20 protein-coding genes are annotated in these 24,867 nt (G+C 67.4%); 10 read left to right on the top strand and 10 right to left on the bottom strand.

The features are described from left to right. The first annotated feature begins 22 nt into the window (after positions 1-22). From EV653_RS27390 to EV653_RS27380, 3 genes are all read left to right on the top strand, one after another. Positions 23-1,153, top strand: coding sequence for a lipid II:glycine glycyltransferase FemX (locus EV653_RS27390; protein ID WP_134106519.1), 1,131 nt, complete (start codon positions 23-25; stop codon positions 1,151-1,153). A gap of 4 nt (positions 1,154-1,157) precedes the next feature. Beyond that, positions 1,158-2,159 (top strand): alanine racemase, encoded by a 1,002-nt coding sequence (locus EV653_RS27385; protein ID WP_134106518.1) that lies wholly within the window; start codon positions 1,158-1,160, stop codon positions 2,157-2,159. Positions 2,160-2,374: 215 nt separating this feature from the next. Continuing rightward, entirely contained in the window at positions 2,375-3,097 is a 723-nt protein-coding gene (locus EV653_RS27380) for a methyltransferase domain-containing protein (protein WP_134106517.1), read from the top strand. Here EV653_RS27380 and EV653_RS27375 read toward each other — a convergent pair. Further along, the gene (locus EV653_RS27375; RefSeq protein ID WP_134106516.1) at positions 3,094-4,302 is read right to left on the bottom strand and encodes an MFS transporter; all 1,209 of its coding nucleotides are present in this window, start codon (positions 4,300-4,302) and stop codon (positions 3,094-3,096) included. The genes EV653_RS27380 and EV653_RS27375 overlap by 4 nt on opposite strands. 123 nt (positions 4,303-4,425) lie before the next feature. On the opposite strand from EV653_RS27375, the gene EV653_RS27370 reads away from it, so the two are divergent. Beyond that, positions 4,426-5,328, top strand: coding sequence for a LysR family transcriptional regulator (locus EV653_RS27370; RefSeq protein WP_166679574.1), 903 nt, complete (start codon positions 4,426-4,428; stop codon positions 5,326-5,328). Here EV653_RS27370 and EV653_RS27365 read toward each other — a convergent pair. After that, complete coding sequence (locus tag EV653_RS27365) at positions 5,315-6,472, bottom strand: NAD-dependent epimerase/dehydratase family protein (RefSeq protein ID WP_134106514.1); 1,158 nt, start codon at positions 6,470-6,472, stop codon at positions 5,315-5,317. The genes EV653_RS27370 and EV653_RS27365 overlap by 14 nt on opposite strands. Before the next feature lie 156 nt (positions 6,473-6,628). Between EV653_RS27365 and EV653_RS27360 the strand changes: the two genes are divergently transcribed. Further along, positions 6,629-7,099 carry a GtrA family protein gene (locus EV653_RS27360; protein ID WP_134106513.1) on the top strand — a complete coding sequence of 157 codons (471 nt, stop codon included), beginning with the start codon at positions 6,629-6,631 and terminating at the stop codon, positions 7,097-7,099. Here the strand turns inward: EV653_RS27360 and EV653_RS27355 are convergent. Next, the gene (locus EV653_RS27355; protein ID WP_134106512.1) at positions 7,002-9,206 is read right to left on the bottom strand and encodes a glycosyltransferase; all 2,205 of its coding nucleotides are present in this window, start codon (positions 9,204-9,206) and stop codon (positions 7,002-7,004) included. The genes EV653_RS27360 and EV653_RS27355 overlap by 98 nt on opposite strands. A 47-nt stretch (positions 9,207-9,253) precedes the next feature. Continuing rightward, entirely contained in the window at positions 9,254-10,153 is a 900-nt protein-coding gene (locus EV653_RS27350; RefSeq protein WP_166679572.1) for an NAD-dependent epimerase/dehydratase family protein, read from the bottom strand. A gap of 254 nt (positions 10,154-10,407) precedes the next feature. Between EV653_RS27350 and EV653_RS27345 the strand changes: the two genes are divergently transcribed. Continuing rightward, positions 10,408-14,361, top strand: coding sequence for a GH92 family glycosyl hydrolase (locus EV653_RS27345; RefSeq protein ID WP_238160138.1), 3,954 nt, complete (start codon positions 10,408-10,410; stop codon positions 14,359-14,361). Between the two features lie 20 nt (positions 14,362-14,381). On the opposite strand, the gene EV653_RS27340 is transcribed toward EV653_RS27345, so the two are convergent. From EV653_RS27340 to EV653_RS27315, 6 genes are all read right to left on the bottom strand, one after another. After that, positions 14,382-15,131 (bottom strand): hypothetical protein, encoded by a 750-nt coding sequence (locus EV653_RS27340; RefSeq protein ID WP_134106510.1) that lies wholly within the window; start codon positions 15,129-15,131, stop codon positions 14,382-14,384. Further along, positions 15,128-15,640, bottom strand: coding sequence for a SigE family RNA polymerase sigma factor (locus EV653_RS27335; RefSeq protein WP_370358664.1), 513 nt, complete (start codon positions 15,638-15,640; stop codon positions 15,128-15,130). The genes EV653_RS27340 and EV653_RS27335 overlap by 4 nt, the downstream gene beginning before the upstream one ends. A gap of 245 nt (positions 15,641-15,885) precedes the next feature. Next, on the bottom strand, positions 15,886-16,200 hold the full coding sequence (locus EV653_RS27330; protein WP_134106509.1) for a hypothetical protein: 315 nt from the start codon (positions 16,198-16,200) through the stop codon (positions 15,886-15,888). Positions 16,201-16,247: 47 nt separating this feature from the next. After that, positions 16,248-17,441: a mannosyltransferase family protein gene (locus EV653_RS27325; RefSeq protein WP_238160136.1), complete on the bottom strand. Its 1,194-nt coding sequence runs from the start codon at positions 17,439-17,441 to the stop codon at positions 16,248-16,250. Positions 17,442-17,552: 111 nt separating this feature from the next. Beyond that, a complete protein-coding gene (locus EV653_RS27320) occupies positions 17,553-19,802 on the bottom strand; it encodes a transglycosylase domain-containing protein (protein WP_134106508.1) in 2,250 nt (749 codons plus the stop codon). Positions 19,803-19,992: 190 nt separating this feature from the next. Then, complete coding sequence (locus EV653_RS27315; RefSeq protein ID WP_134106507.1) at positions 19,993-21,489, bottom strand: short-chain fatty acid transporter; 1,497 nt, start codon at positions 21,487-21,489, stop codon at positions 19,993-19,995. 202 nt (positions 21,490-21,691) lie between these two features. On the opposite strand from EV653_RS27315, the gene EV653_RS27310 reads away from it, so the two are divergent. From EV653_RS27310 to EV653_RS27295, 4 genes are all read left to right on the top strand, one after another. Then, positions 21,692-22,276, top strand: a complete 585-nt coding sequence (locus EV653_RS27310) for a PadR family transcriptional regulator (RefSeq protein WP_134106506.1) — start codon at positions 21,692-21,694, stop codon at positions 22,274-22,276. Beyond that, positions 22,273-23,352 (top strand): inositol-3-phosphate synthase, encoded by a 1,080-nt coding sequence (locus tag EV653_RS27305; protein WP_134106505.1) that lies wholly within the window; start codon positions 22,273-22,275, stop codon positions 23,350-23,352. The genes EV653_RS27310 and EV653_RS27305 overlap by 4 nt, the downstream gene beginning before the upstream one ends. A 73-nt stretch (positions 23,353-23,425) precedes the next feature. Continuing rightward, positions 23,426-23,968, top strand: a complete 543-nt coding sequence (locus EV653_RS27300) for a GNAT family N-acetyltransferase (protein ID WP_134106504.1) — start codon at positions 23,426-23,428, stop codon at positions 23,966-23,968. Then, on the top strand, positions 23,965-24,795 hold the full coding sequence (locus EV653_RS27295; RefSeq protein WP_134106503.1) for a DUF72 domain-containing protein: 831 nt from the start codon (positions 23,965-23,967) through the stop codon (positions 24,793-24,795). Before EV653_RS27300 ends, EV653_RS27295 begins: the two co-directional genes overlap by 4 nt. The last annotated feature ends 72 nt before the right edge of the window (positions 24,796-24,867 follow it).

The raw sequence follows: 24,867 nt of genomic DNA, 5'->3' as shown, positions 1-24,867 counted from the left end.
TGGGCCGGTACTCTGACCCCCCGTGAGTGACTTCAGCATTCGGACCATCTCGGCCGACGAGCATGCCGCGTACATCGCGGCGCAGCCGGCGGCGAGCTTCCTGCAGACCCCTGGCTGGGCGGCGGTGAAGAGTGAGTGGAAGGCGGAGTCACTCGGCTGGTACGACGCGGCCAACCCGGCCGAGCTCGTCGGCGTAGGACTGGTGCTCTACCGGCAGATGCCGAAGGTGAAGCGGTACCTCGCCTATCTTCCGGAAGGCCCGGTGATCAACTGGGACGCCATCGACCTGGGCGTGTACCTGCGTCCGCTGGCGGCACACCTGCAGGAGCGCGGCGCGTTCGGCATCCGGATGGGTCCGCCGATCGCGACCCGGCGCTGGACCGCGAAGACGATCAAGGACGCCATCGCCGGCGGTCAGCAGCCGAAGCTCGGCGACGTCCGCCCGGACGTGATCGAGCCGTCCGGCGCGATCGTCACCGAGCAGCTGCGCAAGCTGGGCTGGAAGGCGCCGCGGGTCGCGGAGGGTTTCGCGGCCGGGCAGCCGCAGTACGTCTTCCAGGTGCCGCTGGCCGGCCGCAGCGAGGACGACCTGCTCAAGGGCATGAACCAGCTGTGGCGGCGCAACATCAAGAAAGCGGACAAGCTCGGCGTCGAGGTGACGCAGGGCGGGCCCGAGGACATCAAGGCCTTCCACGGGCTGTACGTCGAGACCGCGCACCGCGACCACTTCACGCCGCGGCCGCTGCCGTACTTCGAGAAGATGTACGCCGCGATGGCGAACCAGCCGTCGGGCTGCTGTGACTTCCGGATCTACAACGCCCATCACGAGGGCGACCTGGTCGCATCGACGATCTGGGTCCGGGTCGGCGGGCATTCCTGGTACTCCTACGGTGCCAGCTCGACCGCCAAGCGAGACGTGCGTGGATCGAACGCGGTCCAGTGGCGCATGATGACGGACGCGCTCGCGGCGGGCGCGTCCGTGTACGACCTACGGGGCATCACCGACACCTTGGACCCGAACGACCCGCACGTCGGGTTGATCCAGTTCAAGACCGGGACCGGCGGCGAAGCCGTCGAGTACGTCGGTGAGTGGGATCTGCCGTTGAACAAGGCGCTCTACACCGCATTCGACCTCTACATGAGACGGCGTTGACACCATGCCCCTAGTCCTGCACGTCGATTCCGATCGATGGCGTGATCACCTGCGTTCCACGTGGAACCCCGACATCGTCCCGGTCGCCAAGGGCAACGGGTACGGGTTCGGGAACCACCGGCTGCTGGCCGAGGCCCGCGCGCTCGGCGCGCGGACGGTCGCGGTCGGGACGTACTTCGAGGTCCCGCCGGACCCACGCGAGGACGTCGTCGTACTGTCGCCGTGGCGGCCGTTCCTCGAGGTGCCGCAGAGCAGGAACGTTATCCACACGGTCAGCCGACTGGCCGACCTGGTCTCGATCCCGGCCGGCAGCCGGGTGCTGATCGAGGTGATGACCTCGATGCGCCGCCACGGCATCGGGGCCCGCGAGCTGCGGCACACGATGCTGCTGAACGCGCTCGACCGGATCCGCTTCGAGGGCTGGTCGCTGCACTTCCCGATGGGCGCCGGCGGTACGTCGGCCAACCTGCGCGAGGCCCAGCAGTTGGCGAAGGCGGCGCTCGACGTCCGCAAGGGCACGCTCTGGGTGTCGCACGTGCCGGCGCAGAAGCTGGCCGACATCGGCCCTGACGTGAAGCTCCGGATGGGCACCGGGCTGTGGCTCGGCGACCGCGGTGCGCTGACGGTCCGGGCGACGGTTCTCGACGTCCATTCGGTACGTCGGGGTGAGCGCGTCGGTTACCGGCAGCGCCGGGTCAGCGGCGACGGTCACATCCTGATCGTCTCCGGCGGTACGGCGCATGGCGTCGGCCTGGAGGCGCCGACCGCGGCGGCGAGCGTCCGGCAGCGGGCGATCGCGATGGCCAAGGGCAGCCTGGACGCGGCCGGGATGGCGTTGTCGCCGTTCAGCATCGAGGGCAAGCAGCGCTGGTTCGCCGAGCCGCCGCACATGCAGGCCAGCATGCTGTTCCTGCCGTCGTCCGTGGCGCCCCCGGCGGTCGGCGACGAGGTCGACCTCGACGTCCGGTACACGACCACGACGTTCGACAAGGTGTCGATGGACTAGTGCTGCGGCCGGAAACGCCGAGCCCGGCCACCGCGCCCGCCGATCCGCCCCCGCCCCCGCCCCGCCCCATCCTCGTCTGGTGGGTGAACCAACCGGACTGTGGGTTGGCCAACCGGATTCCGGTTGGCCAACCCACAGTCTGATAGGCATACCCACCAGACGCAGCGTTTAGGCGCTGTTGACTTCAGGTGCACCTGAAGTTGCAGCGTGAGTTCATGAGCTTTCCGGAGCGGAGCGAGGAGCGGCCCGGTGCGGCCGAGCTGCGTGCGGCGTCGTACCGGCTGCTGGGGCTGCAGCGCGGCGCGACCTGTATCGATGTGGCGTGCGGTGCAGGGCATGCAGTCGCGGAGCTGGCTCGCAAGGGCCTGAAGGTGACCGGGATCGACGCCGATCCGGACGCGGTCGAGGCCGCGCGGGAGCGGGTGCCCGCGGCAATGTTTCACGTGGCACATTCCGATGACCTGCCGCTCGCGGACGGGTCGATGGACGGATACCGCGCGATGCGCCTCTTCCACCTGCTCGAGGATCCCGCGCCGACCATCGCCGAGGCGCATCGCGTACTGCGCCCCGGCGGGCGGATCGTGGTCGGCGGGCTGGACTACGGCTTCGTGATGATCACCAGCGCCGACCAGGACCTCACCGACGTCATCCGCCTCGGGCTCGAGTCGCACACCGTGTCGCCGCGCGCGACCCGAACCCTCCGCGAGGTCCTCCTCGACGCCAAGTTCCAAGACGTCGAGGTCGTCGTACACACCGAGGTCATCACCGACCACCAACAGCTGGCCCCGCAGCTCAGAGCCGCAGCCACCGCTGCCGTCGACGAAGCCCTGATCACCAAGGAAGACGCCGACACCTGGCTGACCGAACAAGCCACCAGAGCCCGCCACGGCCACTTCCTTGCCGCAATCCCAACAATCCTCGTCGCCGCCCGCCGCTAGGTCGTCTTCTTCTTGACCGACTGACTCGCGGCTATGACAGCGCCGATCGACAGGACAGCGGCGAAGCCGATCATCGACGGGCGCAGGGCGAAGTGCCGGATGACCAGGCTGAACGCGATCGACGGTAGGCCCATGCCGACGTACGCGATCACGAAGTACGTCGCGAGCACGCCCGCTCGCGAGGCCGGTTCGGCGGCGACGACTGCGGTAACGACCGCGCTCTTGAAGAGCAGGCCGGCGCCGCCGCCTGCGAGCCCGGCCGCGACGAGGACCAGCCACAGCGCCGGTCGGTACAGGGAGAGCGCCGTCAAGGCCAGGCCGACCGGGAACATCACCGTGCCGATCAGCAACACCGTGGGGTTCGCGGCCCGGCGCAGCGCCAGCTGCGTGACCGCGGACGCCGCGAAGCACACGAACGACGCCAGCCCGGCAACGAAGTACGACGTGATGCCCAACTGCCCGCGCACGATGATCGCCCCGAGCGACGAGAACAACCCCATCACCGCGAACGCGAAGAACCCCACGGTCGCCGCCGACCAGAATGCACCTCGCTGACCCGCCCGTACGGCGAAGCGCACGGGCCGATCCTGGTCCGCCAATGCGGTGTCGACCGTCTCCGGCGACGACAGCACCAACAGCAGCAGGACCACCATCAACCCACCGAAGATCACGTACGACGTGCGCACCGGAGCCGGCGCCCACTGCGCCAGCGCACCCGCGACCAACGGCCCGATCGCCAGCCCACCGAGGTTCGAAACCGTCGCGACGAGTGCCGGAAAACCCGACCCGGCGTCCGGACGGACCTCGCGATACAGATCGGTGAGGTACACCGTCGCGGTCGACGCCATCAGCCCGACCGCGACACCGGTCAGGATCCGCCCGATCAGCAGGCCCGGCAGCTGCGGCCACGCGGCGAGGACCGCGGCCGAGGCGATCCCGGTCGCCAGCGCGGGCAGGATGATCCGGCGCCGGCCGAACCGGTCGGACAGGTGGCCGAGCAGCCGGAAGCTCGAGGCCGCGCCGATCACCATCACCGCGAAGGCGATAGTCACCGTGAACGCACCGAAGTGGTCCGTGACCTGGTAGATCGGCCAAAGTGGCGTCGGCGCCGTGCCGAACGCCATCAGGGTCAGGAAAGCGGTGGCGACGAACCAGAATCCGGTCAAGTGCCGGTTCGTCGTCCGCACCGCGGTTGTCGTACTCATCGGGCGAATGCCTCTCGTCGTGGAATGGTCCACTCGATCCCAACGGGTGCGTCTCCGCCGGCCATACCAGCTCTGCAGGGACTACTTCAGATGGATTCCATCTCTGTGAGAGATACTGCCGATATGGAACTGCGGCATCTCCGGCATTTCGTCGCGCTCGCCGAGGAGCGCAGCTTCACCGCGGCAGCGGCCCGCGAGCACATCGTGCAGTCGGGTCTGTCCACCTCGATCCGGGCACTCGAGAAGGACGTCGGCGCGCTGCTGTTCGTCCGCGGGACCAGACCGATCCGGCTGACGGCGGAGGGTGAGGCGCTCGTCCCGTCCGCTCGCCGCACGTTGGAGGCAGCCGACAACGCGCGGCAGACGGTCCAGGAGGTGCACGGCGTACTGGCCGGGCAGCTGCGGATCGGCGCGTTGCAGACCACCGGGCACACGCTGCCGTTCGCGAGCTGGCTTGCGGAGTTCGCACTCGGACACCCGCGGGTGGAGATTTCCGTACAACAACTGGCCGCGTCGGAGATGGTCCGGCTGGTGGCCGACGGCGGGCTGGACTGCGCACTGGTCGCGCTGCTCGACGGCCATCCCGCCGGGCTCGACGTCGTACCGCTGCTCGCCGAGCCGATCGTGCTGGCCTGCCCGGCCGATCACCCGCTGGCGCGCGAGACCGCGGTCGGTCTGGTGCAGTTGACCGACGAACGGTTCGTCGAGGCTCCGCCCGCGTGGGCGATCCGGTCCGAGATCGATCGAGCGTTCGCGGCGGTCGGCCTGCACCGCCGCATTGCGTGCGTGGTGAACGAGTGGAGCATGGTCCTCGACCTCGTCGCGGCCGGTGTCGGGATCGCGCTCGTACCGCAGGGTCTGGATTTCACGCTGCACCCACGATCGACCGAGGCGCTCCGACTGGTCCCGTTACAAGGGACCAGCCTGGAACGCCGGGTCGATCTGGTGGTGCCGAGCGGACACGCCGCCACGCCCGCGGCGCGACGGTTCACCGAGTTGGTGAGGTCGAAACTCAGCGCTCCTTGAGGTGGCCCTTCCAGCGGACTGTGGGGAGAAGGGCTGCTGGGTCGACGCGGTCCTTGTTGGCGGAGACGATGTCGAACATCGACTCGATCAGGGTCTCCGAGAGCAGGTGCGGCTGGAGGCCCAGGCCGACCAGGCCTGTGTGCTTCACGTTGTAGTAATGCTCGGCCTGCTCGACGCGCGGGTTGTCCAGGTGCTCGACCTGGACCGGGCCGGGGAAGCACTCCGCGACCAGCTCCGCGAGCTGGGAGACCGAGTAGCTCTCGGTCATCTGGTTGAAGACCCGGAACTCGCCGGCGTCGGCCGGGTTCTCCACGGCGAGCCGGATGCACTCGACGGTGTCCCGGATGTCGAGGAAACCGCGCGTCTGCCCGCCGGACCCGTAGACGGTCAGCGGCTCGCCGAGCACGGCCTGGATGCAGAACCGGTTGAGCACGGTGCCGAACACGGCGTCGTAGTCGAACCGGGTCGCCAGCCGCGCGTCCTGCACGGTCTGGTCGGTCTGCTGGCCGTACACGACGCCCTGGTTGAGGTCGGTGACGCGCATCCCCCAGATCCGGCAGCCGAACTCGAGGTTGTGCGAGTCGTGCACCTTGCTGAGGTGGTAGAACGAGCCGGGCTTCTTCGGGTAGAGCATCCGGTCCTTGCGCCCGTTGTGCTCGACCTCCAGCCAGCCTTCCTCGATGTCGATGTTCGGTGTGCCGTACTCACCCATCGTGCCGAGCTTGACCAGGTGGATGTCCGGGTTGGTCTCGGCGATCGCGTACATCAGGTTCAGCGTGCCGACCACGTTGTTGTGCTGCGTGTACACAGCGTGTTCGCGGTCGATCATCGAGTACGGCGCGGCGCGCTGCTCGGCGAAATGCACGATCGCGTCCGGCTCGAACTCACGCAGCACCCGGTAGACGAAATCGGCGTCGAGCAGATCACCGACGTACGTCGGCATCCGCTTGCCGGAGACCTCCTCCCAGGCTGCCGCCCGGGTCTCGAGGTCCTCGATCGGGACCAGGCTCTGGACGCCCAGCTCGCGGTCGTATCCGCGGCGGGCCATGTTGTCGAGCACGGCCGTGTCGTGGCCGCGATCGGAGAGGTGCAGTGCTGTCGGCCACCCCAGGTAGCCGTCACCGCCCAGGACGAGTACGCGCACGGCTCGGCCGCCTTCCGTCAGGGAACGTCGTCACAGTCCTTCCTATCCCGAGTACCCGCTCCAATAACGTGACGGGGGTCATCAAATCGCTGGCAATCGGCTGAGAATTCCGGCCGGACTGCCCTCGGGGGGTCCGGAGGTGCAGAATAGGCCCCGATGCGCGCTATCACCAAGACCGGACTCTCCCGCGGCCGATTGTTGCTGTGGGCGAGGTACTCGGCATCCTCCGTGGTCGCAACCGTGGTCAGCCAACTGGCGTTCGCTCTGTGTTACTGGTTCGGTACTGCGGCGATCGTCGCGACCGTCGTCGCCTGGTTCGCCGGCGCCGTGCCGAACTACGTCCTGAACCGCCGCTACACCTGGGGCCGCAGCGGTCAGAAGTTGCCGTACACAATCATCGTGATCGGCTCGGCCGTCACCGCCGCGGTGGTCACCTCGGTGACCGACCACCTGGTCCAGCCGATCGAATCCCACGCCTGGAAGACGGTGCTGGTCTCGGGCTCCTACCTCGCGACCTACGCGATCCTGTTCATCGTGAAGTTCGTGCTGTTCGACCGGCTGGTGTTCGCCAAGCCTGCCGCGCCCGCCTCCGACCCGGTCGAAGCACGTACTCCCGTAGCCACGTAGTCGTCATCACCCGCCCGTAGTTCGCGCCGTACACCAGGCCCGGGCCTTTCTTGCTGCTGCCGTCGCCGCGCCGGCGCATCGTCATCGGCAGCTCGACCACCCGGGCGCCGATGGCCAGCGCACCGAGCAGCAACTCCGACGACTGGTACTGCGGCTCGCGCAGCGTGACCGCCGTCGCCAGCTCGGATCGCATCGCGCGGAACCCGAACGACGTGTCGGTCAGCTTGCGCCGGGTCAGGATCGACGCGAGCACCGCGAAGACCCGTACGCCGACCCAGCGCAGCCGACTGTCCGCGTCCTCCGCCCCGAGCCGGCGGGACCCGGTGACGAAGTCGGCCCGGTCGGTCAGGATCGGATCGAGCAGGACTTCGAGCTCGCTGTTGTCGTACTGCCCGTCCGCGTCGGTCGTGACGACGTACTCCGCTCCGCCCGCAGCCGCGAGGTTGTACCCGAGCCGGAGCGCGGCGCCCTGACCACGGTTGCTCGGGGCAACACAAACGAAAGCCCCGTGTTCACGGGCGATCTCGGCAGTGTCGTCGGTCGAGCCGTCCACAACGACAAGTACGTCGACGGGCAGGCCCGCGCAGGTCCTCGGCATGTTCGTGAGCACCTGACCGATCCCGCCGGCCTCGTTGTACGCCGCGATAACTACAACAACCGGTGCGAACTCCTTCGTGCCGAAGTCCTTTACTGCAAGGGAATCGACGGTGTCCGGGTAGTCCGCCATCGCAGGGCGAGCCTGGTCCTTGCCAAGGATTGCCCGTAGTCCGATGGCACCAGCCAGTGGAAAGAACACCAGACCGGGCAGCTGGTAGCGCCATGAAAACTCAAAGGCGGCTGACCCGAGCAAGAGGATCACGCCGGCCGCAACCGGCAACAGTGCGGCCGAGCGGAGGCCTGACGTCTTTGCTCGTCCTAGCCCGGCTACTGCGGCCAGAGCGATCAGCGCGTACAGACCGAGTAGCGTGCCGGACGTGTAGCCGCCGTGGAGTTGGTACGCGCGCAGGATGACCGCAGGTACGTGGGTGACGTGTGGCTCCGACCCACCCCACTTCACTGCAGCCTTCGCGGTGTTCGGGTCACTGAGGTTCGGATAGGTGAGCTGGAACTGCCAACGGCTCAGCGGTACGTCGTTGGGCGAGCTGGTACGAGTCGGCGCGAAGCCCTTCGCGAAGTCCTTCAGCGCGGCCCACGTCACATCGACCGGCTGGTGCGTGATCACGAGGTGCGCGAACTCGGTGGCGAGCTGGCGCTTCGTCGTACCGGGTGGAAGAGGGCCGGGCCAGTTCGGGTCGCCGTAGTGGTTGTGGGCGTACTTGTCCACGCCCAGGCGCTCCCCGAGCGGCTCCTTCGGGCAGAACAGCCGCGTCCCGTCGTTGAGCGGCAGCTTGGCGCAGTTGGCAACCGTGGCGGTCCGTCCGTACAGGATCTGGTTCTCGGCGCCCGTGAATCCCCAGCGGCCGGTCTCACCGTGGTAGTAGCCGACGTACGCCGCGAAGACGACAGCGAATCCCGCTACCGCCGCCGCAGTACGCCGTACGACGTCCAGGCGGCGTTTGCGCCAGGCGTTGCCGACCACGACGAGGTAGAGCACCACAGCGATCAGCAGCACCATGCCGATCGCGCGGACCGTGAACGCGGCGCCGATCAGTACACCGACGACCGCTGCACGCTTCCAGCCGGGCACGCGGCCGAGGAGCAGCCAGAGGATGGCCACCAGGATCACGTCGAACGTGGTCTCGGCCATGATGTTCTGCTCGATCTGCACCTGATAGGCGTCGAGCAGGATGGGCGCGGCGGCCACTGCGGCCAGCCAGCGATACACAGTGAGTCTTCGCGCCAGTGCGTAGATCGCTACGCCCAGGAGCAGTCCGACGAGGTGCTGGACGATCACTACGAGGGTCAGCCCACCGATCCAGACCAGTGGGCCGAGCACGAAGTCATAGCCGATGGGGTTGAGCTGGTCAGGGCTCAGCTTCCCCATGTTGGTGAGGTACTGCACCGAGTCGGTGTAGACGATCGCCGGCCGGTAGGCGATCGTCGCAAGCACCCGGAGTACAACACCGAAGAACAGGAAGACAGCGAGAAGCCAGTGGCGCCGAATCACCCCTTTCCCGCCCCTGAGCGAAGCGAAGGGACGGGCAGTTCTTTCCTTCACTGGGTTTTGAAGTACTGCCACGTCCGTTCCAGGCCCTCTTCCAGCGTGACCGTCGGCTTGTAGCCGAGGTCGTTGGCGATGTCCACAACCACTGCCGGCATCTCACCGGCAGGTGCCTCGATGTGTTCCGCCGGCACCGGACGACCGGTCACCGCACGCACAGTCTCGATCATCTCCAGCACCGACACCGACCGGCCGGACCCGATGATCGCGCGCCCGCCGTACTTGCTGTCGAGCGCCAGCAGGATCCCGCTCACCACATCGTCGATGAACACCAGATCCCGCCGCTGGGCGCCATCGCCGTACACCTTGACGCCGGTCCCGTTGAGTGCCGCGCGCATCATCCGCGGCACGAAGCTGTCCTTGTGCGACATCCCGGGCCCGTACACGTTCGTGAACCGCAGCGCCGCGGTCGCCATCCCGTAGCTCCCGGAGTACGCCGAGAGCAGCATCTCGCCCGCAGCCTTCGTCGCGCCGTACGGCGTCAGCGGCCGGAGCGGCAGGTCCGCGGTGATGGTCGACGTACCGACGTCACCGACCACCGCATTCGTCGACGCGAGCACGAACCGGTCGACGCCGCTGCCGCGGGCCAGCTCGAGCAGCACCTGCGTGATGGTGACGTTCTGCGCGAAGGTCTGCATCGGCGCATCCACCGACCGCAACACCGACGTCAACGCCGCCAGGTGCACCACCGCGGTAGGCCGGGTCTCGAACGCGGCTACGCAGGTCTCCTGCTCGGCCAGGTCACCGGTCACCACATGCACGCCGTCGTCCCACGACGCAGGCGGCGGCTCCCGATCGACCGCCGTCACGGGCACTCCACGCTCCCGCAGCGCGGCCACCACGGCCCGCCCGATGAATCCGGCCGCCCCGGTGACCAGCACACGATCGTCCATGGCTTCAACCTACCGCCGGGGTGTCGATCCACCATCATGCATCGACAGTGCGCTACGAACTATTGACCGCGGGTTACCAAGCTGGGCAGGATCACCCCGGGCGCGGGCTGACAACCTTGTCATCGGGGCCGCGCATCCACACCGGGGGGACAGCTGTCGGCCCCGGTCCGGCCGTGCAAGGAGCGTAGATGGATCTCCGCCGCCCACTGGGGCTCGTCGCGTCTCTCGGACTGATTGTGACAATGTCTACTTCCATGACGTCAGCTCATGCCGTCCCTTCGGTCACCGTGGCTGACCAGCCCGTGGTGAGCGGGTCGTCGTTCTTCACCTCCTTCGAGCCGGGTCAGCCGCAGCCGGGCTACACCGATGCCGTCGAGACCGGCCCGGACGGGAAACCCCGCACCGAGGGCGTGCGCGGCCCAACGCCGACGGGGATCGGCGGCAGTGAGATGGACAAGGTCACCAAGGTGACCGCGAACGGCGAGAACACCGGTGGCGGCGAGATCGCCACCAACGCGGCCGACGGTGACAAGTTCACCAAGTGGCTGGTGTTCGAGCCGACCGGCTGGCTGGTCTACGAGACCTCGGCCCCGGTCGTGATCCGCAAGTACGCGCTGACCTCGGCGAACGACGCCGACGGTCGCGACCCGCAAAACTGGACCGTCTCCGGTTCGAACGACGGCACCGCGTGGACCACGCTGGACACGCAGACCGGTCAGAGCTTCGAGAACAGGTTTCAGACCAAGGAGTACAGCTTCTCCAACGAGACCGCGTACAAGTTCTTCAAGCTGGACGTCACGCTGAACCACGGCGAGGACATCGTCCAGCTCGCCGACTGGTACCTCTCGAACGGCGCCCCGCTGCCACCACCCGGACCGGTCGCCGAGTCGCAGCTGGACTCCGGCCCGACCAGCGCGTACAACGCCCGCGCCCGCGTCGGCTTCACCGGCGTCAAGTCCTTCCGGTACGCCGGACACCAGGAAAGCAGCGGCCGCGGTTACACGTGGAACAAGATCTCCGACGTCGACCTCAAGGTGGGCAAGGACACCCGCCTGTCGTACAAGATCTTCCCCGAGCACGTCGAGGGTGACCTGAGCTACCCGAGCACGTACGCCGCGCTCGACCTCGCGTTCGACGACGGCACGTACCTGAGCGATCTGAAGGCCAAGGATCACCACGGGTTCACGCTCAGCCCGCGTGGCCAGGGCGACTCCAAGGCGCTCTACACGAACCAGTGGAACAACGTCGAGGCCGACCTCGGCGCGGTCGCCGCCGGTAAGACGATCAAGAGGATCCTCGTCGGGTACGACAAGCCGTCCGGGCCGGCGGACTTCCGCGGCTGGCTGGACGACATCCGGATCGCCGCCGCGATCAACCCGGACCGCGCGGCGCAGAAGACCGCGGCCAAGCACCCGTCGGACCTCGCGCTGACCACCCGCGGCACGAACGCGACCGGCGGTTTCTCGCGCGGCAACAACTTCCCGGCGACCGCTGTACCGCACGGCTTCAACTTCTGGACGCCGGTGACGAACGCCGGCTCCACGTCCTGGCTGTACGACTACGCCAAGGGCAACAACGAGGACAACAGGCCGACCATGCAGGCGTTGTCGATCAGCCACGAGCCCAGCCCGTGGATGGGTGACCGGCAGACCTTCCAGGTGATGCCGTCGACCGCCGACACCCCGACCGCGGACCGCAAGGCGCGGGCCTGGTCGTTCAGTCACGACAACGAGGTCGCCCGGCCGTACTACTACGGCGTGACGTTCGACAACGGCAACGCGGCCGAGATCGCGCCGACCGACCACGCGGCGATGCTGCGGTTCAGCTTCCCGGCCGGCAAGGCGTCGCTGATCTTCGACAACGTCAACAACAGCGGCGGTCTGACCCTCGACCCGGCGACCGGTGTGGTCACCGGGTTCACCGACATCAAGAGCGGTCTGTCGACCGGCGCCGGCCGGCTCTTCGTGTACGGCGTCGTGGACCAGAAGGTCATTGCCTCGGGCAAGCTTGCGAACGGCGGTGGTGCGGACGTCGGCGGATACTTCATGTTCGGCGCCAAGACCACCCAGGTGCAGTTGCGGATCGCGACCTCGCTGATCGGCACCGCGCAGGCACGGAAGAACCTCGAGCTCGAGCTTCCGGCCGGATCGAAGTTCAACAAGGTCAAGGACGCCGCGCAGGCTGCCTGGGATGCCAAGCTCAGCACGATCGAGGTCGAGGGTGCCACGGTCGACCAGCTGACCACGCTGTACTCGAACCTCTACCGGCTGTTCCTCTACCCGAACAACGGCTCCGAGAACACCGGCACAGCCTCGAAGCCGGTCATCACCTACGCGTCGCCGACGTCGCCGAAGGTAGGCGCCGACACCCCGACCACGACCGGGTCGAAGATCGTCGCGGGGCAGACGTACGTGAACAACGGCTTCTGGGACACCTACCGCACGGTGTGGCCGGCGTACTCGCTGTTCTCCCAGGACGACGCGGCCGCGCTGGTGAACGGGTTCGTCCAGCAGTACAAGGACGGTGGCTGGATCTCACGCTGGTCCTCCCCCGGCTACGCGAACCTGATGGTCGGTACGTCGTCCGACGTCGCCTTCGCCGACGCGTACCTCAAGGGCATCAAGGGGATCGACGTCCAGGCGGCGTACGACGCGGCGGTGAAGAACGCGTCGGTCGTACCGCCGTCGCAGAACGTGGGTCGCAAGGGCATGGACCTGTCCACGTTCAACGGCTACACGGCCAACACCACCGGTGAAGGCTTCAGCTGGTCGATGGACGGCTACATCAACGACTTCGGCATCGCGAACATGTCGAAGGCCCTGTACGACAAGGCGAAGAAGAACGACCCGCGCAAGCAGGAGTACCTGGACAACTACAAGTACTTCCTGAACCGGGCCCGCAACTACGTCACGCTGTTCGACCCGACCGTCGGCTTCTTCCAGGGCAAGGGACCGGACGGCGTCTGGGGCAACTCCCCCAGCACGTTCGACCCGCAGGACTGGGGCCACGACTACACCGAGACCAACGCGTGGAACATGGCGTTCTCGACGCCGCAGGACGGGGCCGGCCTGGCCGCGATCTACGGCGGCCGCGACGGGCTGGCGAAGAAGCTCGACGAGTTCTTCAGCACTCCCGAGGACGCGCTGCACACCGGTGGGTACGGCGGCACGATCCACGAGATGCTCGAGGCCCGCGACGTCCGGATGGGTCAGTACGGGCACAGCAACCAGCCGTCGCACCACATCACCTACATGTACGACGTGGCGGGACAGCCGTGGAAGACGCAGGAGAAGGTGCGCGAGGTGCTGTCCCGGTTGTACACCGGCTCGGAGATCGGGCAGGGATACCCGGGTGACGAGGACAACGGCGAGATGTCGTCCTGGTACCTGTTCAGCTCGTTGGGCTTCTACCCGTTGCAGGTCGGTTCACCGACGTACGCGATCGGTTCGCCGCTGTTCACCAAGGCGACGGTCCGGCTGGCCGGCGGCAAGAAGCTGGTGATCAGCGCACCGCAGAACTCGTCGAAGAACATCTACGTCAAGAGCGTTCGCGTCAACGGCAAGCCGTGGACGTCGACCGCTCTGCCGCACGAGCTGATCGCGAACGGCGGCAAGATCGAGTTCGAGATGACCGACCAGCCGACCAAGTGGGGCACCGGCCGGAACGACGCGCCGCCGTCGATCACCAAGCCCGGCGAGGACCCGATGACGTGGCGCGACTCGACCTCCGACACCGGTGCGGTGATCGGTGCGGGTGGCGTGGATGTGTCCGCGTTGATCGACAACGACTCGAAGACGCAGGTCACGCTGACCGGCGCTCAGCCCACCGTCACGGTCGCCCTGCCGCAGGGCCGCCCGGTCGGCATGTACACGCTGACCAGCGGCACCACCGGTACGGCGCCGTCCGCGTGGACGCTGGAGGGATCGAACGACGGTACGACGTGGTCCACGGTGGATCGCCGCAGCGGCGAGACGTTCGCGTGGGCGTCGTACACGAGGTCCTTCAGCATCGCGTCCCCCAAGGCATACACGCAGTACCGCCTGGTGCTGACCCCGGCGGCGGGCGCTGACGGCGTCACGCTCGCCGAAGTCGAGCTCCTCGGCACGCTGAAGGGCGTCGAGACCGGCACGCACCCGAGCGACAAGCGCGTCGCCGAGACAAAGCCGAGCCCGACACCGTCGCAGTCCATCGACCGCAACTGGGGCTGATTCCGGCTCGCCGGTTCCTGTCACTTCTTGGAGTGACAGGAACCGGCGAACTTCAGCAGGGTGTTCATGTCCCAGGCCAGGTTCCACGCTTGGTTCGTGACCGTGACGAGGTGCTTGGTGTTGCCCTGCCGCAGGAACACCTGCTGACGGCCGTACGGGCTGCCGGGCACACCAGTTGTGACCACCTGCTGCTTCCCCACACGCACCTTGGGCAGCTTCGACCAGGGATCGCCGTACTTCGCCGGGGTGAGGCCGTGGCCCTCGTCCACCATGTCTTCCGACCAGATGGCCAGCGTGTAGGTCGCGAGGCGGTACTGGCTCGGATTTGCCAGCTTCGGGTCGTACAACACGATCTGCTGGTCGAAACGCCTGACCGCCCAGCCTTGTGGGATCAGATCACAGGTGAAGGCAACGCCCGCGAACGGGGTGCTGTTGGCCGCCAGCGGCACCGGATCCGCCGGGATGACCGGCGGTTTGCGAGTGTCCTGCGGCACCGGCCGGTAGTCCTTGGGAGTCGTCTTCGCCACCGGCTTCGGGGTCTTCGTGGCCTGGGCGGCCGGCTCCGGAGCGCCGTTCGTCGTGCCGGTCGGCAGGACGGACCAGCCGACGCCGATGACGAGAGCTGTCGCGACGGCGCCGGTGGCGATTCCAGTGAGGCGGCGGCGGCGCAGGGCGCGCCGTCCGCGGGTCAGGGCGGCGGACAGGTCGGAGTCGGTGACCGCGGGCTCCGGGCCGGCGGCCTCCTCGAGCAGGTCCTTCAGATCGGTCATCGCAGGGTCTCCATGGTCTCGAGGGAATCGTTCAGGAGATCGCGCATCGTCGAGAGCGCCCGTGAGGTCTGGGATTTCACGGTGCCTTCCGAGCAGCCCATCAGTTCGGCGGTGGTGTGGACGTCGAAGTCGCGGAAGTACCGTAGGACGACGACCGCATGCTGGCGGCGCGGAAGCTTCGCGAGGGCGTCCAGGACGGTCAGTCGCTCGGCCGCATCCTGGCCGGGCGGCGGGGCGGCGTCGTACATCTGCTCGGTGGTCGACTCGCGCCGGCGCCACATCCGGCGGCGTTCGTCGAGGAAGGCGTTCACCAGGATCCGGTCGGCGTACGGCGCCGCGCCGTCCTCCTTGCGGACCTTCGACCAGTGCACGTACAGCCTGGTGAGCGCGACCTGGACGAGGTCCTCGGCCCAGTGCGTGTCGCCCGCGGTGAGCAGCCGGGCGGTGCGCAGCATCCGGCCCCGGTGCGCCGTCACGTACTCGAGGTACTCCGCGTCGCGATCGCTCACGATCGGCTCTCCCTTGTCCGGTGATCTCACCCTGGAACTACTGGGTGAGCCCGCGGAGAGGTTGCATCATGACGCGAGGGCGACGGCCGGTGCCATCGCCCTCGGTGTGGACTACCCGACGGAGCCTGCCCCTGAAAGGTTCCGCCGGAGATCTGGTGTCACGAAGTGTGATGAGGGGTGGCGGTCCCCGCCCGGACTGCCACCCCTTCACCTCTAACGACGCTCGAACCCTCCCGAGGGTTGCCTCACCGCAAAACAGTCCACATGTCGGACATTGTCAGGAACCAGACCACATTCACGGCCACGATTCCGGCCGTGGCGACCACCGCGAACGCCCATCCGAGCCCGGCCCGCAGCGCCAGCACCGGCAGCGCCAGCGCGGTCGCCACACCGCCGAGCTGTACGGCGAACAGAGCGCCGCCGGTCTCCGCAGTACAGCTCACCGCCGTGGGAGCGCAGAGCGGGGCGCCGACCTGCCGCATCGCCGCGTACGCGACACCTGCCACCACACCGACGAAGGCCGCCTGCACCGTGACCCTGCCGATCGTCCGGCCATCCATGGAATCACGCTAAGGACGCAGCGCGGGGAGCGCCTGAGCAGAACTACTCAGCCGGACCAGCGGCCGGTGAAGAAGCCTGCCGCCCAGATGGCAGCCAACGGTATGGCCACGGCCAGGTAGAGACGGCCGATCCACGGTCTCCGCCGCGCCAGGACGGCCAGGCCGATCCACAGCGGCCACATGAGCAGAGTGGCCCGGGTGAGCGAGTAGATCCAGAACGACGTACAGAATGCGCCGACTGTCGCGGCGACCCAGGCGGCCTCACCCCAGGACCGGCGCCAGAACAGCCAGACGAGAAGCAGCAGCAGGACGAACAGCGCGACCAGCTCCGCGCGGAACATCCAGGTCCAGTCGCTGCGGTCCGGCGAGAAGTGGCCCTTGCTGGCGGCCTGGAACGTGTGCTCGAGCGAGATCCACGGCCAGGTGAACTCGCGCGCCCAGCCCTTCTCCTGCGCCTCCTGCCAGGCGAACCACGAGCCGTGGATCTGCTTCAGGTACGCCATGAACCCGAGCACCGGTACCGCGGGCAACGCCAACCAGGGCAGCGACAGCCAGTCACGCTTCTTCGAGGTGACGAACTCGACCAGCAACGCGAAGATCAAGAAGATCCCGGACACGCGCACTGTCGACGCGAGCGCGACGAAGACGGCCGCGCGCGCCCAACGCCCCTGCCGCGCGGCCAGCCACGCAGGGAACGCGAACGCGCAAAACAGTGCCTCGGTGTACCCCGCCGCCAGGAACACGCCGACCGGAGCGCAGTACCAGAACATTGCCGCGTTCGGGCCGATGCCCTTCAGCTCCGGGAACTCGTACTGCGCCAGCCGCGCCAGGTACACGCCCGCGAACGCACTGGCGACCGCGGACACCACGATGCCGGCGCCGACGTACCCGATGCCGGTGTAGCTGACCAGTCGGACCAGCAACGGGAAGCCCGGGAAGAACGCGGCCAGCGGGGCGCCGGACGGCTCCCCGTGGTTGTAGCCGAACTCGGCGACCGCCTTCAGGTGCCAGACGTCCCACTGCAGCCAGGCATGCCAGACATTCGGGTAGTCGTTGCCCCGGTTGAACAGCAGCGGCGCCGAGACCGACAGCACGAACAGAGCGATCCGGCTGACCAGCCACCACCCCAGCACCTCGCGGGCCTGGGTCGTCGGCATCCACCGCTGCCAGCCGACGCCATCCACCCGGGCCCGCCGAGCCCGCCCCGGCTTGGGGTCACCGGCAGCCGTGCGCTCAAACACGCGCACACCACCACACACCACAGTCCGCCCGAGTCACGCCTCTATCGTCTCCCAGATCGGGACCTAGCTGACAAACGACGACGGCACCCGGGTGGGTGCCGTCGTCGGTAGCTATTGACCGCCGCCGGGTTTCTGCGGAGTCTTCGTCGGTTGGCTCGTCGGGCCGCCGGTCGGCAGCGACGGCCAGCCTGGAGTGTTGGTCGGCTTGGTGGGCTTCGTCTTCGTCGGCGTATTCGTCGGAGTGTTCGGCGGCGGCGTCGACGGAGGCGGCGTGTTCGGCGGCGGAGTATTGGGCGGCGGCGTGTTGGTCGGCGTATTCGTCGGCGTACTGGGCGGCGGCGTGTACGTCGGCGTGGTGGTGTCCTTGACCTGGTCGTCGTCAGGCGCGACGAAGTCGGCCTGCGGCACACCGTCGAGGGCTGCCTTCATGAACGCCAGCCAGGTCTTCAGCGGCCAGTTGCCACCGAAGAAGGCCGGGTCGTCGCTGTAGGGGTCGAGGTCCGACTCGCCACTGGCGCCGGCTCGGTACAGCACGGAGGTCGACAACTGCGGGGTGTAGGCGCTCCACCACGACGTCAGGGTCGCCGAACCGTCCTTACAGCCACCGCACTTCTGGTTCTCGGCCCGGTCCTCCACCGCGACGCCACCGGCGGTGCCGGTCTTGCCGGCGACCGGACGGTCGAGATCCTTGGCGCCGGTTCCGGTGCCATCCGTCACTACCTTCTGCAGCACGTAGTTCACCATGTTGGCGATCTCCGGCGGGAACGCCTGCTTCTGCTGCTGCTTCAGGATCTTCGCGTCCGACCACAGCACCTTACCGTCCGGGCCGCGTACTTCCTTGATCACGTGCAGCGGTGTGTACTTTCCTCCGGCCGCGAACGTCGCGTAGGCGTTCGCCATGTCGACCGGTGAGGCGTACGCATCCGGGCCGAGCACCGTGGACGGGTTTGCCTTGTCGTCCTCGAGGGTCTTCGAGGCCGGGATCCCCGCCGCTTCGGCCGCGGCCGTGACCTTCTCCGGCCCGTTGTCCATTTTGTTGTCGACCAGGTCGTAGAACGCGGTGTTGATCGACTCCTCGGTCGCCTTCAGCAGCGTGACGTCGCCGTAGTCGGTGCTGAGTTCGTTGCCGAACTTCTGGCCCTGGATCGTGATCGGGCTGTCGCCCTGGAAAATGTCGTAGATCGACTTGCCATCCTCGAGCGCCGCGGCGAGCGCGAACGGCTTGAAGGACGAACCCGGCCGGGCCTTGGTGGTCGCCCAGTTCAGCTGACTCTTCAGGAAGTCCGGCCCGCCGTACATCGCGAGCAGCTGACCTGTGCCCGGCTGTACTGCGGCCATCCCGACGTGCAGGCCGCCGCGCTTCTCCGGCAGCTCGTTCTTCGCGGCGATGAGGATCTTCTTCTGCTGCTGATAGTTGAAGGTCGTCGTCACCTTCAGGCCGCCGCCGGTGATCGCGTCCTCGTCGAAACCGAGTTTCCCCAGCTCTTTGCGAGCCATGTCCAGCAGGAAGCCGTTCGGACCCGCGTACCGGCTGCTCTTCTTCTTCATCTTGAGCGGCGGCAGCGCCCTGCCGTACTGCTGCTCCTGGGCTGCGGTGATCGTCCCCATCTGCTGCATACCGTTGAGGACGTAGTGGTAGCGCTCGATGATCCGCTTCTTGGTCCGCGGATCGGGATCGGTGACATCGAACAGCGACGGGTTGTTCAGCACTGTCGCGAGCAGGGCGGACTGCTGGATGCTCAGCTTGCGCGGGTCCGGCTGGGTGAAGTAGGCGTCACCCGCAGCAGAGATGCCGTAGGCGCCCTCGCCGAAGTAGACCGTGTTCAGGTAGCCCTCGAGCGTCTTGCTCTTGTCCTGCTGCCGGCCCAGCTTGGTCGCGATGAAGAGTTCCTTGAGCTTGCGGCCGACCGTCCGCTCCTGGGTCAGGTACATGACCTTGACGTACTGCTGGGTGATCGTCGAACCACCCTGCAACTGTTCACCGCGGGCGATGTTCACCGCGGCCCGGACCATGCCCTGCGGCGAGATGCCCGGGTTGGTCCAGAAGGTCCGGTCCTCGGCCGCGATCACCGAGTCCTGGACGCTCTTCGGGATCTGCGCCAGCGGCACCGAGTGCCGGTTCTGGTCGAAGAAGCTACCCAGACTGTTTCGCTGATCGGCGAACGTCACCGTGGTCGTGTTGGTGGCGAACTCTTTGTTCGGGTCGGGGATCTTCGTCGTCTGGTAGACGATGAAGAAGGTCGCGACCGCGCCGATGATGCCGAGGAACATGAGCGCCGCGAGCCAGCCGAGAATGCGGACCGCCCAGTGCCGCTTCTGCCGACGGCGGGCCGGAGCGGCCTTCCTACGAGCTTCACTCACGCTGCAATCCTCGACGATCTGGCTGGAGTCATTGCCCCACAGACTACGGTGGGTGTGGTAACGCGCCCGAATCCGCTCCGGATGCTAGCAACCACGAGGCGTCCAAGTGAAAACGGTCCACCGGGCCCCATCCGCTGACGCCTTGCATCGTTGGAAGGTTTGCTTCCCGATGCAGGTTGTGACGCGCCTCTCACGAGGTCACGTGGGGTGCCAGCAGCGTCACGGCGATCAGGGCGGCCGGGAAGCAGGCCAGGAACATCGTGAACGTGTAGCCCATGATGTCGCGCGCCTTCAGTCCGAGGATCGCGAGCGTCGGCAGTATCCAGAACGGCTGCAACAGGTTCGCGCTCGCCTCACCGAGGTCGTACACCACGACCATCCAGCCCGCGTCGACCTTCAGCTCGTTCGCCGCCTGCAGCACGTACGGCGCCTCGATCACCCACTTGCTCCCACCGCTCGGCACGAAGATGCCGAGGACGCACGAGTAGATCGCGACCAGCGGCGGGAACAGGAACTGGTTGCTCGCCTGCACCAACCAGCCGGCCAGCCGCCCGGCGATCCCGGTGTACGCGATCATGCCGAAGATGCCGCCGTACAAGGGAAATTGGAGCAGTACGCCGGCAGACGCCGGGGCGCCGTCACGGACGGCGCGAGCCATCCGCCAGGGCCGCCAGTGCAGGAGCAGTGCGACCAGGAACAGGATCAGGTTGACCGTGTTGAGGTCGAGCGCGTTGAAGAAGCTCTTCCCGCTGAAGTAGCGGACCAGATAGACCGCGCCGAGCAAAACGATCAGCAGACTGAACAGCGGTGAGTGCTCGAGCCAGTCACCTGGCCTCTGCGTCTCCTGACGCAGACCGTTGCCCTGCTTCCCGTTGTACGGCGATCCTCGACCGATCAGCGGTTTGAGCTCGATACCCAACTGCTCCGCCGTCCGCGAATTGCCTTCACCCGGTGCGATGAACCAGGCCATCGCGACGCCGACGACGTACACGATCAGCGTCGCGACGATCGCCTGCCAGGTGAAGATGGTGTCGCTGAGCGGGATCAGACCGCTGGCGTGCCCGCCGGCCTTGATGACGTCTTGCACCGGCGGCGGACTGCTGCTCGCACTCGCCACCTGGAGCGCGGCCGAGCCGGACAGCCCTTGCGCCCACACGGTCCCGAGGCCGAGGAACGCCATCGCTCCGAGCGCGCGGTAATCGGCCTTCGGCACGTTTCGCGCGACCTCGCGCGCCAGGATCGCCGCGAAGATCAGGCTGAAGGCCCAGTTCAGGTACGACGCCAGCATCGCGATCGCGGCGACGAACGCGACCGCGCTCCGCGGCTCCTTCGGGATCCGCGCCAGCCGGGTGATCAGGCGGGCGACCGGTCCGCTGGTCGCGACGGCGTACCCGCCGATGATGATCATCGCCATCTGCAGGGTGAAGGTGATCAGCGACCAGAACCCGATGCCCCACGCATCGACCATCCCGAAACCCTTGGTCGCGGCCGGGTCGTCCGGGCGTTTCAGCAGCGGCTCTCCGGTGACGAGCCCGAACAGCAGCACCACGAAGGTGCCGACCAGGACGAACCCGAACGCGTCCGGCAGCCACTTCTCCGTGAACGCGGTGAACCGCAGTGCCAGCCGCGCAAGCCCGCTGTCGGCTTCGACCTCGGACCTGGCGTGCTTCGCATGGCTGTCGGCCATGACCCTCCGCTCCGATACCGCGACTCTGAGTGTCATTCGATTAACGCGGATCGGCGGCTGACGTAACAGGTTTCTTGCGGCGGGTGACAAAGGTCGCCTTTGTCAAGAGTTGTCCACAGGCTCCGGCTCTGCTTACAGTGGCGGAGCGATGTATCGAACCGATACATCAGGTCATGACAAACTAGGCCGAGGGAGGTGGCTCATGGGAAACCGCAGTGGGGTCCTGGAGCTCGCCGTACTCGGTCTGCTGCACGAAGCGCCGATGCACGGTTACGAGCTCCGCAAGCGCGTCAACGCCCAGTTCGGCTGGGGACGCGTGCTGTCGTTCGGTTCGTTGTACCCGTGCCTGAAGGCGATGCTCCGCAACGGCCTGATCACGGCCGACCCCGGGACACCGGAGTCGGGTCGCCGGCCGAAGATCGTCTACACGATCACCGCCGACGGCAAGGACTACTTCGCGCACGCGATGCACGAGGCCGGTCCGTCGGCCTGGGAGGACGACACGTTCGGCGTCCGCTTCTCGTTCTTCGGCCGGACCGATCCGGCCACCCGGTTGCGCATCCTCGAGGGCCGCAGGGCCCGGATGGAGGAGCGGCTGGCCAACTTCCGGGCGGCGATGAGCCGGACGGCGGAGCGGGTCGATACCTACACCCTCGAGCTGCAACGGCACGGCCTGGAGTCGGCCGAGCGCGAGGTCCGCTGGCTGAACGAGCTGATCGACGGCGAGCGGCGGCAACAGCGGCCCCCTGAACAGCACCAACCGCCTACCCAAGGAGATTCCAGATGACCTCGATCCGCGTAGCGATCGTCGGTGTCGGCAACTGCGCCAGCTCGCTCGTCCAGGGCGTGCACTACTACCGTGACGCGAAGCCCGAGGAGCGCGTCCCCGGTCTGATGCACGTCCAGTTTGGCGACTACCACGTCCGCGACGTGGAGTTCGTCGCCGCCTTCGACGTCGACGGCAAGAAGGTCGGTCTGGACCTCGCCGACGCGATCGGCGCCAGCGAGAACAACACGATCAAGATCTGCGACGTGCCGCCGACCGGCGTCACCGTCCAGCGCGGTCACACCCTCGACGGCCTCGGCAAGTACTACCGCGAGACCATCACCGAGTCCGACGCCGACCCGGTCGACGTGGTCGCCGCGGTGCGTGAGGCTCAGGTCGACGTACTGGTCTGCTACCTGCCCGTCGGTTCGGAGCAGGCGGCCAAGTTCTACGCGCAGTGCGCGATCGACGCGGGGGTCGCGTTCGTGAACGCGCTGCCGGTGTTCATCGCCGGCACCAAGGAGTGGGCGGACAAGTTCACCGCGGCCGGCGTGCCGATCGTCGGCGACGACATCAAGTCGCAGATCGGCGCGACCATCACGCACCGCGTGCTGACCAAGCTGTTCGAGGACCGCGGCGTCACCGTGGACCGGACGTACCAGCTGAACGTCGGCGGCAACATGGACTTCAAGAACATGCTCGAGCGCGAGCGCCTGGAGTCCAAGAAGATCAGCAAGACCCAGTCCGTCACGTCCCAGCTGCGCGAGGAGATCGAGCCGCGCAACGTGCACATCGGCCCGTCGGACTACGTGGCCTGGCTGGACGACCGCAAGTGGGCCTTCATCCGGCTCGAGGGCCGCAACTTCGGCGACGTACCGCTGTCGCTGGAGTACAAGCTCGAGGTCTGGGACTCGCCGAACTCGGCCGGCATCATCATCGACGCGATCCGCGCGGTAAAGATCGCCAAGGACCGCGGCATCGGCGGCCCGATCCTGTCCGCCTCGTCGTACTTCATGAAGTCGCCGCCGGAGCAGTACGCCGACGACGTCTGCCGCGACCTCGTCGAGAAGTTCATCCGCGGCGAGGTCGACCGCTGACCTCTGTACTGCGCTGATGCGCCGCCCCGCGCCCAGTTCCGGGTGACGGGGCGGCGTGCCATCATGGCGCCGGATGACCAAGATCCGCGACTACCGTGACGCCGACGCCGCCAGTTGGCTCCGATGCCGCCTGCTCAGCTTCTTCGGCACGGAGTACTACGACGACGTCGTTGTGGATCGCCCTGTCTTCGAGAACCCGGCGCATCGCCTAGTAGCTGTCGAGGGCGACGTGGTGGTCGGCTTGATGGACGTCGAGATCTTCGCGGACCGCGCCACGATCGACGTGCTCGCAGTACACCCCGACCACCAGCGCAGTGGCTTGGCCACGCAGCTGCTCGACGCGGTCATCCCCCGGCTGCAGGGCGGCGTACTCGATGCATGGACGCGCGGGGACGCGTCGGCGAACGCTTGGTACCAGCGGTCGGGGTTCACGGAGAACTTCCGGTATCTCCATGTCTACAAGTCGGCGCACGACGATACCGACGGCTTCGAGGCGCCGGGCCCGTTGGGTAAACCGGTAACCGCCTTCATGCATGCGCCGATCTCGGTCGAGGCTTCTGTGCGGGCGCGGTTCTCCCGGGTTCATGTCTGCCGGCAGTACGTTCGGGCGATATGAGGCTGCATGTCGGTTGTGCGCAGTGGACGCATCCTGCATGGCCGCAGCCTTCTCGGGACAAGCTGCGGGCGTATGCGTCCTGGTGCAACGCGGTTGAGAGCAACACGACGTTCTACGGCACGCCGTCGCGGGCTTCCGTGGAGAACTGGGCTGCTCAGACGCCGGCCGATTTCCGCTTCGTGGTGAAGCTGCCGCAGGTGATCACGCACGAGCGACGGCTCACGAACGTCGAGGCCGAGTTCCGCAACTTCCTCGACGCGATCGAGCCGCTCGGCCCACGCAACCACGCCGTGTGGATCCAACTCCCGCCCGCGTTCTCCCCCACCGACCTCGGCGCGCTCGCCGCCTTCCTCCACCAGGTGCCCCGCGACTTCCGGTACGCCGTCGAGGTCCGCCACCGCTCCTTCTTCGACGAGCCGGAAGCCGCCGCCAACCTCGAGCGAGTACTCGCCCGCGTCGACGCCGAATGGATCCCGTTCGACACCGGAACGCTCTTCGCCCAGCGCCCGACCAGCCTCGCCGAGCGCGACGCGTGGATGAAGAAGCCGCGCGTGGCCCGTCGTACCCGGGCCCTGACCGCGTACCCGATCGTTCGCTACATCGGCCGCGACTCGGTGGCCGAGACCATCGACGGCTGGGGATATCTCGTCGGCCTGGTCGTGCGCTGGCTCTCGGAGGGCCGCTCGCCGACGATCTTCCTGCATACCCCCGACAACGTCGAGGCGCTGAACCTCGCTCGCCACTTCTACGCGACCGTCGCCGCCGCCGTCCCCGAGCTCGCCCCGCTCCCGGAGCCGGTCGCAACCGAACCGCCGACGCTGTTCTAGTTATCCACAGTTCCAGAATCGGCCGCTGATTTCGCGGCCGATCTCCGTATGTTCTCCGCCGACTTCACACCT

The organism is Kribbella pratensis, from assembly GCF_004365355.1.
Taxonomy (GTDB): domain Bacteria; phylum Actinomycetota; class Actinomycetes; order Propionibacteriales; family Kribbellaceae; genus Kribbella.
Note: the sequence above shows the minus strand (reverse complement) of the source record. Positions and strands in the feature narration are given on the sequence as shown.

Bases quoted from the DNA above. Each gene is read 5' to 3' on its own strand.
- EV653_RS27385 (WP_134106518.1), top strand. From the start codon at position 1,158: ATGCCCCTAGTCCTGCACGTCGATTCCGATCGATGGCGTGATCACCTG.
- EV653_RS27380 (WP_134106517.1), top strand. From the start codon at position 2,375: ATGAGCTTTCCGGAGCGGAGCGAGGAGCGGCCCGGTGCGGCCGAGCTG.
- EV653_RS27375 (WP_134106516.1), bottom strand. From the start codon at position 4,302: ATGAGTACGACAACCGCGGTGCGGACGACGAACCGGCACTTGACCGGA.
- EV653_RS27370 (WP_166679574.1), top strand. From the start codon at position 4,426: ATGGAACTGCGGCATCTCCGGCATTTCGTCGCGCTCGCCGAGGAGCGC.
- EV653_RS27360 (WP_134106513.1), top strand. From the start codon at position 6,629: ATGCGCGCTATCACCAAGACCGGACTCTCCCGCGGCCGATTGTTGCTG.
- EV653_RS27350 (WP_166679572.1), bottom strand. From the start codon at position 10,153: ATGGACGATCGTGTGCTGGTCACCGGGGCGGCCGGATTCATCGGGCGG.
- EV653_RS27345 (WP_238160138.1), top strand. From the start codon at position 10,408: ATGACGTCAGCTCATGCCGTCCCTTCGGTCACCGTGGCTGACCAGCCC.
- EV653_RS27340 (WP_134106510.1), bottom strand. From the start codon at position 15,131: ATGACCGATCTGAAGGACCTGCTCGAGGAGGCCGCCGGCCCGGAGCCC.
- EV653_RS27330 (WP_134106509.1), bottom strand. From the start codon at position 16,200: ATGGATGGCCGGACGATCGGCAGGGTCACGGTGCAGGCGGCCTTCGTC.
- EV653_RS27315 (WP_134106507.1), bottom strand. From the start codon at position 21,489: ATGGCCGACAGCCATGCGAAGCACGCCAGGTCCGAGGTCGAAGCCGAC.
- EV653_RS27310 (WP_134106506.1), top strand. From the start codon at position 21,692: ATGGGAAACCGCAGTGGGGTCCTGGAGCTCGCCGTACTCGGTCTGCTG.
- EV653_RS27305 (WP_134106505.1), top strand. From the start codon at position 22,273: ATGACCTCGATCCGCGTAGCGATCGTCGGTGTCGGCAACTGCGCCAGC.
- EV653_RS27300 (WP_134106504.1), top strand. From the start codon at position 23,426: ATGACCAAGATCCGCGACTACCGTGACGCCGACGCCGCCAGTTGGCTC.
- EV653_RS27295 (WP_134106503.1), top strand. From the start codon at position 23,965: ATGAGGCTGCATGTCGGTTGTGCGCAGTGGACGCATCCTGCATGGCCG.